At 63.1% G+C, this 12,419-nt stretch carries 12 protein-coding genes; 11 read left to right on the top strand and 1 reads right to left on the bottom strand.

The annotated features are described in order from the left end of the window. Nucleotides 1–114: 114 nt before the first annotated feature. On the bottom strand, nucleotides 115–1,011 hold the full coding sequence (locus AC3CB8_RS15380) for a LysR substrate-binding domain-containing protein (RefSeq protein WP_023771579.1): 897 nt from the start codon (nucleotides 1,009–1,011) through the stop codon (nucleotides 115–117). 76 nt (nucleotides 1,012–1,087) lie between these two features. Between AC3CB8_RS15380 and AC3CB8_RS15375 the strand changes: the two genes are divergently transcribed. The 11 genes from AC3CB8_RS15375 to AC3CB8_RS15325 all read left to right on the top strand — a co-directional run bounded on the left by AC3CB8_RS15375 (nucleotide 1,088) and on the right by AC3CB8_RS15325 (nucleotide 12,314). Further along, nucleotides 1,088–2,674: a zinc-binding metallopeptidase family protein gene (locus tag AC3CB8_RS15375; protein ID WP_352564998.1), complete on the top strand. Its 1,587-nt coding sequence runs from the start codon at nucleotides 1,088–1,090 to the stop codon at nucleotides 2,672–2,674. Between the two features lie 41 nt (nucleotides 2,675–2,715). Further along, the gene (locus AC3CB8_RS15370; RefSeq protein WP_352564996.1) at nucleotides 2,716–3,648 is read left to right on the top strand and encodes a dimethylarginine dimethylaminohydrolase family protein; all 933 of its coding nucleotides are present in this window, start codon (nucleotides 2,716–2,718) and stop codon (nucleotides 3,646–3,648) included. A 161-nt stretch (nucleotides 3,649–3,809) separates the two neighbouring features. Then, complete coding sequence (locus AC3CB8_RS15365; RefSeq protein WP_352564994.1) at nucleotides 3,810–4,427, top strand: cupin domain-containing protein; 618 nt, start codon at nucleotides 3,810–3,812, stop codon at nucleotides 4,425–4,427. Between the two features lie 132 nt (nucleotides 4,428–4,559). Further along, entirely contained in the window at nucleotides 4,560–5,501 is a 942-nt protein-coding gene (locus AC3CB8_RS15360) for an ABC transporter substrate-binding protein (protein ID WP_023771576.1), read from the top strand. Between the two features lie 92 nt (nucleotides 5,502–5,593). Continuing rightward, on the top strand, nucleotides 5,594–6,394 hold the full coding sequence (locus AC3CB8_RS15355; protein WP_435053045.1) for an ATP-binding cassette domain-containing protein: 801 nt from the start codon (nucleotides 5,594–5,596) through the stop codon (nucleotides 6,392–6,394). Further along, nucleotides 6,391–7,410 carry an ABC transporter permease gene (locus AC3CB8_RS15350; protein ID WP_352564992.1) on the top strand — a complete coding sequence of 340 codons (1,020 nt, stop codon included), beginning with the start codon at nucleotides 6,391–6,393 and terminating at the stop codon, nucleotides 7,408–7,410. Before AC3CB8_RS15355 ends, AC3CB8_RS15350 begins: the two co-directional genes overlap by 4 nt. A gap of 1 nt (nucleotide 7,411) precedes the next feature. Then, complete coding sequence (locus tag AC3CB8_RS15345) at nucleotides 7,412–8,500, top strand: phosphotriesterase family protein (RefSeq protein WP_352564990.1); 1,089 nt, start codon at nucleotides 7,412–7,414, stop codon at nucleotides 8,498–8,500. Between the two features lie 30 nt (nucleotides 8,501–8,530). Beyond that, nucleotides 8,531–9,301, top strand: coding sequence for a glutamine amidotransferase (locus AC3CB8_RS15340; protein ID WP_023771572.1), 771 nt, complete (start codon nucleotides 8,531–8,533; stop codon nucleotides 9,299–9,301). A 3-nt stretch (nucleotides 9,302–9,304) separates the two neighbouring features. Next, nucleotides 9,305–10,216: a ribokinase gene (locus AC3CB8_RS15335; RefSeq protein ID WP_352564988.1), complete on the top strand. Its 912-nt coding sequence runs from the start codon at nucleotides 9,305–9,307 to the stop codon at nucleotides 10,214–10,216. Then, the gene (locus AC3CB8_RS15330; RefSeq protein ID WP_023771570.1) at nucleotides 10,213–11,061 is read left to right on the top strand and encodes a BtpA/SgcQ family protein; all 849 of its coding nucleotides are present in this window, start codon (nucleotides 10,213–10,215) and stop codon (nucleotides 11,059–11,061) included. Before AC3CB8_RS15335 ends, AC3CB8_RS15330 begins: the two co-directional genes overlap by 4 nt. Continuing rightward, on the top strand, nucleotides 11,058–12,314 hold the full coding sequence (locus tag AC3CB8_RS15325) for a Zn-dependent hydrolase (protein WP_023771569.1): 1,257 nt from the start codon (nucleotides 11,058–11,060) through the stop codon (nucleotides 12,312–12,314). Before AC3CB8_RS15330 ends, AC3CB8_RS15325 begins: the two co-directional genes overlap by 4 nt. Nucleotides 12,315–12,419: the final 105 nt, after the last annotated feature.

Here is a 12,419-nt window from a genome sequence, read left to right as displayed (position 1 = left end):
TATCCTTACCGTTGAGCCAAATCGTAGGCAGGGCCGAAGCTCACCGCAACCAAATAGTTTTCGCCTCATCGGCAAATTTCATTCATCTATGGCGGGCTGGCGCCACCCTGCCTCTCAATAAGGCTGAATGCGGTTCTCGGAGAGAGTCGACCTCAGCCATCCCGCGAACGCTTGCAGGACCGGGTGCGAGGCCTTGGCGTGTTCGGAGACCAGAAAATAGGAGCGCGGCGAATTGATCGCGATGTCGAAAGGCCTGACCAGACGGCCTTCGCTCAGCGCACGGCGGCTGGTCAGTTCGTCACCCATGGCGATCCCCTGCCCGGCAATCGCCGCCGAGAAGACGAGGTTCATGTCGGAAAAGACGATGCCGCCTTCGGTGTCCGGGTTCTCGACCTTGGACAGCGCCAGCCAGCGTGCCCAATCCTCGGTGTCGTCGAGATGGAGCAGATTGGCGCGCAGCACGTCCGCCGGCCGGGAAAAGCCGCCGACCTTGTTGAGCAGCGTCGGGCTGCAGAGCGGGGTGAACGAGATTTCGCACAACAGCTCGGCCATACGGTTCGGCCAATTGCCCACGCCAAATGCGATGAAGGCGTCTGCCTCGGCATTGCTGACATCGTCGAGCCGCCGGGGCGTCAGGATGCGCAGCGCGACATCGGGGTACATCTGCCGGAACTCGCCGATATGGGTGCACAGGAACAGCGAGGCGAAGCCCGGTGTACAAGAGACGGCGAACGAGCCGCCGACGCCAGTGCCGGCATCGCGCGTCACCGCGTCACCCAGCACGGTCAGCGCCTTGCGCACGTCGCTGGCATAGCGCTGCCCACGCGGGGTGAGCGCCACCCCCTTGCCGATGCGCTCCAGCAGATCGAAGCCGAGATCGCGCTCGAGCAGCCGCAATTGGTGGCTCACCGCGCTGCGGGTCAGGTGCAGTTCGTCGGCGGCGCGCCAGACGCTGCCATGCCTGGCAAAACTGTCGAGCGCGCGTAGCGCCTGTGTCGATGGAATTCTCAAGAGGTGAACCGAATTTGCATGAACCAGGAAAACATATCACTTTTTGGCGAGCCGCTTCACTGCTTTCTTCTAGAGCATGGACAAACCGGTGACGACATCGGCGCAAGAGACCGCGCTTGCCTGCCTCGACGGCATCCAGCCCCTGCTGTCGGCATGGACACGCACCATCTTCGATTTCGGCGAGACCGCCTGGCGCGAGTACCAGTCGGCCGCCTGGTATGTCGATCGGCTCAAGCGCGAGGGATTTTCGGTCGAGGAAGGCTCGGGCGGCATGCCGACCGCCTTTTGCGCCCATTGGACGAACGGTGCCGGACCGACAGTGGGCATGTATGCCGAATATGATGCCGTGCCCGGCAATTGCCAGGACGCCGTGACTGTGAGGCAGCCGCGACCTGGCCTTGGCGCCGAGGCCGGCGGCCATACCGACCCGCATTCGGGGCTCGGCATAGCAAGTCTCGGCGGCCTGCTCGCCACCAAAGCCGCCATGCAGCGCCACGACATTCAAGGCACGCTGCGCTTTACCGGCGAGCCGGCTGAGAAAGTGCGCGGTTCGAAGCCGATCCATGCGGCAAAAGGCTACTATGACGGCCTTGCCGGCATGATCTCCTTCCATCCCTTCTACATGCTGCCGCTCTGCAATACCGCGCGCTGGGACACGCATTGCGGCGCGGCCTACGCGATGATCTATCGATTCGTCTGCGACGAACCCGAAAATTGGGTTCGCGCAAGCGACGGCGCACCGATCCCGCAGGCGCATTCGGCCGTCAGGGCACCGGGCGCCAACGACGCACTGATGACCATGTACATGGCCTCCAAGGCGTTGCGCGATTCCATGCTGCCGCACCAGGGCGGCTGGTCGATCAGCGAGGCGATCCTGACGGCCGGCCAGGCCACGGCCGACAATCTGCCGGCGGGACTGGCGGAGATCCAGTACATGATCCGCGTGCCCACCATCGGCATGGCCGAGCAGGTAACGGCGGTGCTCGACCGCAATGCCGCGGCCGCGGCCGCGATCAGCGGCTGCCGCTACGAGCGGCACTGGGTGTCGAAGTCGCGGCCTGGGCTCGCGAACCACGCCATGGCCGGGATTGCCTATGAAGCCCTGTCGACTGTCGGGCCGCCACGCTGGGACCAAGTCGCCAGAACGATCGCGCGGGAAATCCAGGTCAATGCCGGCGGCACTGCTACCGAAAACCCCTTTATCGAGGAGCTTGAGCGGCTGATTTCGCCACAAGAGGCCGAGGCAGTCCTGCGCCGCGACCTGCCGCCCTCTCAGGTGAACTCGACCTCCGACGACTACACCGACATGAGCTGGCACGCGCCGACCGCCCGCTTCTATGTCGCCCGCCCAGCGCTCCGCTCCGCGAATGGCAGCGCATATCCCTCTTGGGTGATGAATGCGCTGGGTGGCATTCCCGCGACGATCGACCCGATGGTCATCTGCGCCGCCAAGACGGTCGCGCTGACGGCGCTGCGCCTGCTCGAGGACCAGACCGCCCGCGACGCGGCAAAGGACGAGTTCACCACCCGTACCGGCGGTGGCGTCGGCGGCTCCAACTGGATCGCGCCACTCTGCGACTACGACCCGCCCATCAACTTCCGCTGGCCGGAATATGTCACCACCGCGCGCGGCCGCGACTGGTGGATCCCAAGCAACGCATGACCTGAGCAACCCTTTAGAACGAGCCCACGAGGAGAACCCGCATGACCGTCCATGACCGCATCATCGCCGAGCCGTTTTCGCTTCAACGCCGCAACCCGGCCGGCGGCACCAAGCCGCTGACCGTCTGGGGCTTCGCCAACGAAACCGATGTGTTGACCGACGTGCTGCTCGGATCGCCGAATTTCCTGCGCCACCTGTCGACCAGCTCGCTGTCGCGCAAGCACCTGCGCGAAGCCCCCTGCAACGTCCAGATCGCGCAGGCGCAGCACAAGGATCTTGTCGCGGCCTACGAGCATTTCGGCGTCAACATCCACTGGCACGAGCCGACGCCGGAATTGCCGATGCAGGTCTATTCCCGCGATTCCAGCGTCATGACGCCTTATGGCGCGATCATCACCGCCATGGCCAACTGGTGGCGGCGCGGCGAGAACTACGCCGCCATCCGCACCTTTGAAAAGCTCGGCATCCCGATCTATGACATGGTGACAGCCGGCACTTTCGAGGGCGGCGACTTCAATGTCATCGAGGACGGCGTGGTGCTGATCGGCTGCGGCGGCGCCCGCACGCAGGAGGAAGGCGCCCGCCAGGTGCAGGCCTGGTTCGAGAAGGAAGGCTGGGAGACACGCATTGCCTTCATCGACGAATATTACGTCCATATCGACCTGATGGTGGTGCCAATCGCCGAAAAGCTCACCGCCGTCTGCCTCGCCTGCACCGAGCCCGGCATCGTCGACTGGCTGAAGGGCAAGGGTCACGAGATCATCGACGTTCCCTTCCAGGACACGATGGCGCTCGGCTGCAACTTCATGTCGCTGGGCAAGGACCGGGTGATCGCGCCGACGTCCAGCAAGACGCTGATCGAAAAACTCAAGGCGCGCGGCTTCGAGGTCGCGGCAGTCGACATGAGCGAAATCTCCAAGACCGGCGGCGGTATCCATTGCATGGCACAGGCGCTGAAACGTGAGGCGGCATAGAGGACCGCCGCTCTCACGAGCATTGGAGAGGCGCGCGGCGGCGGCCCTGGATTGGTCTTTGACCTTATCCGACGACGCGCTGTCCGTTTTTCGCAGGATGGACAACGACCGGGATCGGTTTTACGAGTCAGCCCTACCAGCGGAGATGTTCGCGCACCCCAATGAACAAGATCGATACCCATAACAGCAAGCACGGCGACGAGCGCTCGACCGCGACCAGCCTCTTGCGGCTCGGCACACGCTTGAAACTCTCCCGGCAGACGCACGGCCTGACCCTGAAGGCGCTGGCTGCCTCCGCCAACTGCTCCGAGAGCCTGCTTTCCAAGGTCGAAAACGGCAAGGTCTCGCCCTCACTGCCCATGCTTCACCGGCTGGTCGAGGTGCTCGGCACCAATATCGGCTGGATGTTCGAGGAGTCCGACGGCGAGGAAGGCATCGTCTTTCGGGCCGGGTCGCGACCGCTGATCGCTCTCGATCCGCTGCGGCGCGGCGAAGGCATTTCGCTCGAGCGCGTCATTCCCTATTCGCCGGGCCATCTCCTGCAGTGCAACATCCATCACATCGAAGCGGGCGGTGAAAGTGCCGGCCCCATCCAGCATGCTGGCGAGGAAGTCGGCTATCTCCTGGAGGGCGCTATCGAACTGATGGTCGGCGAAAAGACGTTTCGCCTGACGGCCGGAGATTCCTTCGTTTTCAACTCCGAACTGCCGCACTGGTATCGCAATGTCGGCGATGAACGCGCCAGCATTTTCTGGGTCAACACGCCGGCGACATTCTGATCCCCATTTCTTTCGTTCAAGCTGCTAATTCAAGTGACTTGACAAGAAATCAAGTATCTTGAATTATCCGTTTGCGCTCAGTGCCAAGTGAGCCCGATCAAGGGCCTTTTTGCAACATCAAGGGGAACCGAAATGCGTCTTACCAAGATTCTTTCAGGCTGCGCCGCAGCCATCGCCATGACCCTCGCCCTCGGCTCTGCTTCCGCCATGGCCGAGACCTATGCGCTCGTCACCATCAACCAGCAGGCCCTGTTCTTCAACCAGATCAATGACGGTGCTACGGCCGCGGCAAAGGCCGCCGGAGTCGACCTCGTCATTTTCAACGCCAACAATGTGCCGAGCGCGCAGAACGACGCGATCGAGAACTACATCACCCAGAAGGTCGACGGCATCATCCTCGTCGCCATCGATGTCAACGGCGTGAAGCCGGCGATCACAGCGGCAAAAGCCGCCGGCATTCCGGTCATCGCCATCGACGCGCAGATCCCGAACGGCGACAACGTCGCCTTCGTCGGCGTCGACAACACCAAGGCCGGCGAAGATATCGGAAAATTCTATGCCGACTACGTCAAGACCAAGCTGAACGGCACCGCCAAGATCGGCGTCGTCGGCGCGCTCAATTCGTTCATCCAGAACCAGCGCCTCGACGGCTTCAAGAAGGCCGTCACCGATAGCGGCCAGAAAGTCACCTTCCTAGATACGGTCGATGGCCAGAACGTACAGGACGTGGCGCTGTCAGCCTCCGAGAACCTAATGACGGCCAATGCCGACATGACGACCCTTTATGCGACTGGCGAGCCGGCCTTGCTCGGCGCGGTTTCCGCCGTCACCAGCCAGGGCCGTACAGGCGACGTAAAGGTATTCGGCTGGGATCTGACCAAGTCGGCGGTACAGGGTCTAGAAGAGGGCTGGGTCATCGCCGTCGTCCAGCAGGATCCGGCCGGCGAAGGCAAGGCTGCCATCGAGGCCTTCGGCAAGCTCAAGAAGGGCGAGAAGATCGATCCGATCATCAATGTTCCGGTCACCATCGTGACCAAGGAAAATGTCAGCCAGTTCAAGGGCATGTTCAAGTAGTATCCCAAGACCGCCGGGCCGCGCATCGACCTGACGGTTGCTTGCGCAGCCCGGCGACCGATTGAACATGTCGCGCTTTAAGAACTGGAACCATGATGAGCGATGGCGAGACCTACCGCGTCAGGATGACCGGTATTTCCAAACGATACGGCCCCATCCAGACGCTGGACGATGTTTCGCTGCAGCTGAAGCCCGGCGAGGTGCTCGGCCTTGTCGGCGACAATGGCGCGGGCAAATCGACCCTAAGCAAAGTCCTGTCCGGCGCCGTCATTCCGGATTCCGGGTCCATCGAGATCGACGGCAAAGCTGTCTCTTTCTCGTCGCCGGCGGATGCCCGCGCCTCACGGGTGGAGATGGTCTACCAGGACCTTTCGCTCTGCGACACCGTGGATGTGGCGGGCAATCTCTTTCTCGGCCGCGAACCGCGCCGCCACGTCCTCGGCGTCCCGTTTCTCGACAACAGGCGCATGCATGACCAAACGCGCACCATGCTCGACCGGCTCGGCATCGTCATCGCGGACACAAGGCTCAAGGTCGAGAACCTCTCCGGTGGGCAGCGCCAGTCGATCGCCATCGGCCGCGCCGCCTCCTTCGATCCGTCGGTGCTGATCATGGACGAACCGACCGCGGCTCTTGCCGTGGCGGAAGTCGAAGCGGTGCTGGAGCTTATCCGCACGGTCAGCGCTCGCGGCGTCAGTGTCATCCTGATTACCCATCGGCTTCAGGATTTGTTCCTGGTCTGCGACCGTATCCAGGTCATGTATGAGGGCCGCAACGTCGCCGAACGAAAAATCGGCGACACCAGCATCGAGGAGGTCGTCAACCTGATCGTCGGCCGGAAATTCAACGCGCGTTCGGCGCGCGCCAGCCGTGATGAGGCGGTACAGCCATGAACGCCACCTCCCCGTCGGCCGATATTGCGGCCCCGTCGTCCAAACGCGCCCGCAAGAACGGCTGGAAGGATGTCGCGCTGGCCAATGGCAGTGTCGTCTCCATCGCGCTGTTCTTCATCGTAGTGTGCGTGGTGTTTTCGATGATCACCGGCACCTTCCTGACGACGCCCAATCTGCTCAACATCGTCCGCCAGTCGGCCCCGCTGTTGATCGTCGCGGCAGCCATGACCTTTGTTATCACCACCGGCGGCATCGATCTGTCGGTCGGCTCCGTGCTGGCGCTCGCGGCGACGCTGTCAGCCGTCCTGCTGCAGGCTGGCCTGCCGTGGCCGCTCGTCGTCGTCGCCATGCTGGCGCTGGGCGCGGCGATCGGCGCCTTGCAGGGCTTCTTCATCGCCTATGAGCGCATTCCGGCCTTCATCGTCACGCTGGCCGGTCTTTCCGTCATCCGCGGCGTGGCGCTGCTGATCACGGGTGGCTATTCGATCCCGGTCGAGCCGACGAGCTTTTTCGTCAGCATCGGCCGGGCGTGGTTCCTCGGAGTGCCGGTGCCGGCGCTGCTCGCCCTTGTCGTGCTGATTGTCGCCTACCTCGCCTTCAACCAGACGCCGTTCGGCCGCTATGTGACCGGTATCGGAGCCAACACCGAGGCGGTGCGCCGCGCCGGTGTCGACACGCGCTTCATCACGCTGTTCGTCTATGTACTGTCGGGCATGGCGGCGGCGTCGGCCGGCATCATTCTCGCGGCCCGGCTCGGTTCGGGCTCATCGAACTCCGGCCAGGGCTTCGAACTCGACGTCATCGCCGCCGTGGTGCTTGGCGGCACCAGCCTGTTCGGCGGGCGCGGCACGATCATCGGCACCGTACTCGGGGCACTGACCGTCGCGGTCATCGGCAACGGCCTAATCCTGGCGCATATGTCGCCGTTCCTCACCCCGATCGTCACCGGTACGATCATCCTCATTGCCATCTGGCTGAATTTCCGCCTGTTCAAGGGCGCGGTGCGGAGCCGCTGACATGGATCACCTTTTCGACGACAAGCCGAGGGAACGGGCGCCGATCGGGGTCCATTCCGGCACGGTGATGACCGTTACCGGCCCGGTCGCGATCGCCGATATGGGCGTGACGCTGATGCATGAGCATATCCTGCTCGACGGCGCGACATCCTGGAAATGCCCCTGCCATCCCGACGAGAAGAAGATCGCCGAGCAGCCGGTCAGCATGGAGATCATCGGCGAACTGCGGATGAACCCCTACATGAACCGCGACAACGTCTCGCTCGACGACAGCGACCTGGCCCTGTCGGAACTGGCGAAATACCGTGCGCTCGGCGGCCACACCGTGGTCGATGCCACCAATATCGGCATTGGCCGCGATGCGGTGAAGCTGGCGCGCATCGCCCGCTCTTCCGGCTTGCGTATTGTCATGGGAACAGGCTTCTACCTGCAGCACACCCACCCCGATTGGCTGAAGGCGATGGACGTCGATGACGTCACCGAATTCCTGGTCAACGATGTCGGCGGCGCGAAGACGCAGCCCGAAATCATGGCCGGCATCATCGGCGAGGTCGGCGTCAGCAAGGATTTTACCGACGAGGAGCGCAAGTCGCTGCGGGCTTCGGCGCGCGCGGCCAGGATCACCGGCGTGCCGCTGACGATCCATCTGCCCGGCTGGGAGCGGCTGGCGCATGACGTGCTCGATGTCGTCGAGGCGGAAGGCGCGAATCTCCGGCATACGGTGCTTTGCCATATGAACCCGAGCCACAACGATCTCGCCTACCAGAAAAGCCTGGCCGTGCGTGGTGCCTTCCTGGAATACGATATGATCGGCATGGATTTCTATTATGCCGACCAGGACGCGCAATCGCCGTCCGACGAGCAGAATGCGCAGGCGATCCGCTCGCTGATCGAGATGGGGCTGGGAGACCGTATCCTGCTGTCGCAGGACGTTTTCCTGAAGATCATGCTGACCCGCTTCGGCGGCTTCGGCTACGGTTTCATCCTCAAGCATTTTGTGCCGAGGTTGAAACGCCATGGCGTCGAGCAGACGGCGATCGACCGCATGCTCATCGACAATCCAAAGACCGTGTTCGCCGCGAGCCTCTGAGCCACGGCCCTAAGCAATAAAGGAGTATGCATGTCCAGGAAGAAGGTTCTTCTCGCAGGCGAGTCCTGGGTTTCGACCGCGACCCACATCAAGGGCTTCGACCAGTTTCCAACCGTGACCTATCACACAGGCGCCGACGAATTGTTGGCCGCATTGAAGGACGGTCCATTCGACGTCACCTTCATGCCAGCGCATGAGGCGCAGCGGAATTTTCCCCAGACCATGGAGACGCTTTCGGCCTACGACGCGGTCGTGCTTTCCGATATTGGCGCCAACACGCTTCTGCTTCATCCCGACACCTGGGTCCACTCCAAGCCGACGCCGAACCGGCTGCGCCTGCTGCGTGACTATGTTGGCAATGGCGGCGGCCTCTTGATGTTCGGCGGCTATTACAGCTTCCAGGGTATCAATGGCGGCGCGCGCTATCACAAGACGCCTGTGGAGGATGTTCTGCCGGTCACCTGCCTGCCGGTGGACGACCGCATCGAGGTTCCGGAGGGCTATGCGCCGGTCGTTGTCGGCCCGCAGAGCCATCCGATCCTCCAAGGTCTGGGCAAGGATTGGCCGATCCTGCTCGGCTTCAATGAGGTCACGGTCAAAGACGATGCTGAAGTTCTGGCCACCGTTTCTTCCGACTACCGTTCGCTGCCGCTGCTGGTGACGGGCAAATTCGGCAAGGGCCGTACGTTGGCCTGGACGTCGGATGTCGGCCCGCACTGGCTGCCGCCGGGCTTCATCGCCTGGAACGGCTACAAGACGCTGTTCGAACAGATGCTCGGCTGGGCGACATCCAGGGATTAGGCTATGCACCTCCATATCGTCGGCAATGTCTGCGTCGACACGACGTTTCGGCTGGACCGGTTTCCGCATCCTGGCGAAACGTTGAACGCTGCCGAACACGCCGACGGACTTGGCGGCAAGGGAGCGAACCAGGCGGTGGCCACCGCCCGCACCGGTGCCGATGTCCGCTTCCATGCGGCGATCGGCAACGATGCCGCCGGAGCATGGATAAGAGAACAACTCAGCCGAGAGCTCGACATCAGCCATCTGACGATGCTGCCACTGCCCAGCGACAGATCGACTGTCATGGTCGATGGGCGTGGCGAGAACCTCATCGTTACCGGCGCCAGTTGCGCAAAGGCTTTCGATCCGCTGGCAAATAGCGATCTCCTGCCATCGATCGAACGCGGTGACATCGTGGTGATGCAAGGCAATTTGGATCCGGATGTGACGGTCGCTTGCCTGCGGACCACGCGCGCCGCGGGAGCCATGACGATCTTCAATCCAAGCCCACTGGCGGCCGGTCATCCACCGGATTTGTGTAACGTCGGCCTGGTCATCGCCAACGCCGGCGAGGCAGCAGTTTTGACCGAAGCCGCGGAGCCTGCCGAGGCGGCCCGCGTTTTGATCCAACAAGGGGCTGGTGCTGCGATCGTGACCCTTGGCGCACAGGGCTGCATGGTGGCCTACGGTAGCGGACAAATCCAACGGATCGCGGCGCCCAAAGTGGCCGTGATAGACACCAGCGGCGCCGGCGACGTCTTTTGCGGCTGCCTCGCCGGTTGTCTTGCGGCAGGCATCGACCTCGCCAAAGCGGCGCGGATCGCGGTACGCGCCGCGGCCATCTCGGTCGGACGCGCCGGCACTCTCCAATCCTGCCCCGACAGGCGGGAGATGAAAACGCTCATGGAAACGACGGAAGCGGAAACCGCATGATAAAATCCCCCAAAGCCATCGGATCCAAACAAGTCACGGACGACGCGCTGCGGTCGATCTTCGGCAGGAGCAAGGTGGTGATCGGCGTCGTTCACCTCGCCCCCCTGCCGGGCGCGCCGCGCTACGATGGCGAGGCGGTGGAGGCCATCTACCAGCGCGGCCTGGACGACGCCAAAGCTTATCTCGATGGCGGCTGCGATGGCGTGATTGTTGAAAACCACGGCGACGTGCCGTTTGCCAAACCGGATGACATCGGGCCGGAAACTTCCGCCTATATGTCCGTCGTGTCCGACCGTATTCGCGGGGAATTGGGCCGGCCGATTGGCATCAACGTGCTCGCCAATGCTTCCATTCCAGCGCTGTCGATCGCCAGCGCCTCGGGCGCGGCCTTCGTGCGCGTCAATCAATGGGCCAACGCCTATGTTGCCAATGAGGGGTTCATCGAAGGCGAAGCGGCGCGCGCCATGCGCTTTCGCGCCAAGCTTCGGGCCAATGGCATCCGCATCTTCGCCGATGCCCATGTCAAGCATGGCGCCCATGCCATCGTTGGCGACCGGCCGGTCGAGGAACAGGTCAAGGATCTGGTGTTCTTCGATGCCGATGCTGTGATCGCCACCGGCCAGCGCACCGGCCACGCCGCTGACCTCGGCTATATCAGGATGATCAAGGAAGCGGCCGGATTGCCGACGCTGGTTGGCAGCGGAGTCACGCCTGAAAATGCCAACGACATCCTCGACATCGTCGATGGCGTCATCGTCGCCAGTTCCCTGAAATATGACGGAGTCTGGTGGAATGAGGTCGATCCGCAACGGGTGAAAGCCTTCATAGGCGGCCTCAAGCGGTGACTTTGGTGCCGGAGATCAATGGCGAGCGGCTGCTCGGACGGCTCGACGCCTTCGCCCGCATCGGCGCGACACCGGCCGGAGGCGTCAACCGGCAGGCGTTCAGCATTGAGGATCGCAGCGCCCGGCGCCTGCTTGCGCAACTGGCACTGATGCGCGGCTTCACGATATTTCAGGACGGCATCGCGAACCTCTTCATCCGCCGCGAAGGTTCGGATGCCGCGCTGCCGCCCCTCATGATCGGCAGCCATCTCGACAGCCAGCCGACCGGCGGACGCTTCGACGGCGCGCTCGGCACGCTTTGCGCCTTCGAGGTGCTTGAAGCGTTGGAGGACGCGATGATTGAAGCCAGGCGGCCGATCGAGGTGGTCGCATGGGCCAATGAAGAAGGCAGCCGCTTCGCGCCGGGCGTCATGGGCTCCATGGCCTTCACCGGTACCGATACGGCTGCATGGAAATCGATCGTCGGTGTCGACGGAGCGTCCCTCGCAACGGAACTCGAAGCGACGATCGCGGCCTTGCCGGAAGCGAGGCTGCGCCCGACCGGCATGCCTGTATCCGGCTATATCGAATTGCACATCGAACAGGGGCCGTCGCTCGAAAAAGAGCTGACGCCGATCGGTGTCGTCACCGCCGTTCAGGGCACGCGCTGGCTGGAAGTTTGCATCGAGGGCAGTGCCGGTCACGCCGGCACGACTGGCCTTTCCTATCGCAGAGACCCCATGGTCGCCGCGATTGCCGCGATACACAGGCTGCAGACGACGATCATGCCGCTCGACGCGAGCGCACGACTGACGGTCGGCCGGATATCGGCACAGCCGGGATCGATCAATGCCATACCGCAGTCCGTGACCTTCACAGTGGATCTGCGGCATCCACAGCTGGAGCGGCTCGATGCTATCGAGGCTGAGGTGCGCGCGGTCTGCGCCGCGGAGGTGGACGGCCAGCATTGCTCCGCAACGATCAGGCGGTCGTTCGACATGCCGGGTGCAGCGTTCTGTCCCGATATGATCAAAATCATAGAGGATGCCGCCGAGTCCCTGGAATTAACCTACAAACGGATGATATCGGGCGCGTTCCACGACGCGTTGTTCATCGCCCGTGTGGCGCCTGCGGCGATGATCTTCGTGCCGTGCCGTGACGGGCTGAGCCACAATGAGGCGGAATATGTGGAGCCGGCGGACGCGATCATCGGCGCACGGGTCCTGCTGCAGGCAACAATCGCAGCCGCCTCGCGCCCCACCCGGACAAGGTGATCTCGGCGACCTGAAACCGGCCAGGCGCATTGTTTTAGAAGTCGCGGCGGCCTCCCCTGCCCCTTCGCATCAACAAACCGTGCCCCTGTGTCCTCGCCGCCCTTG

It is taken from the genome of Mesorhizobium sp. P160927, from assembly GCF_057766385.1.
This window is presented reverse-complemented; position numbering and strand designations above follow the sequence as displayed.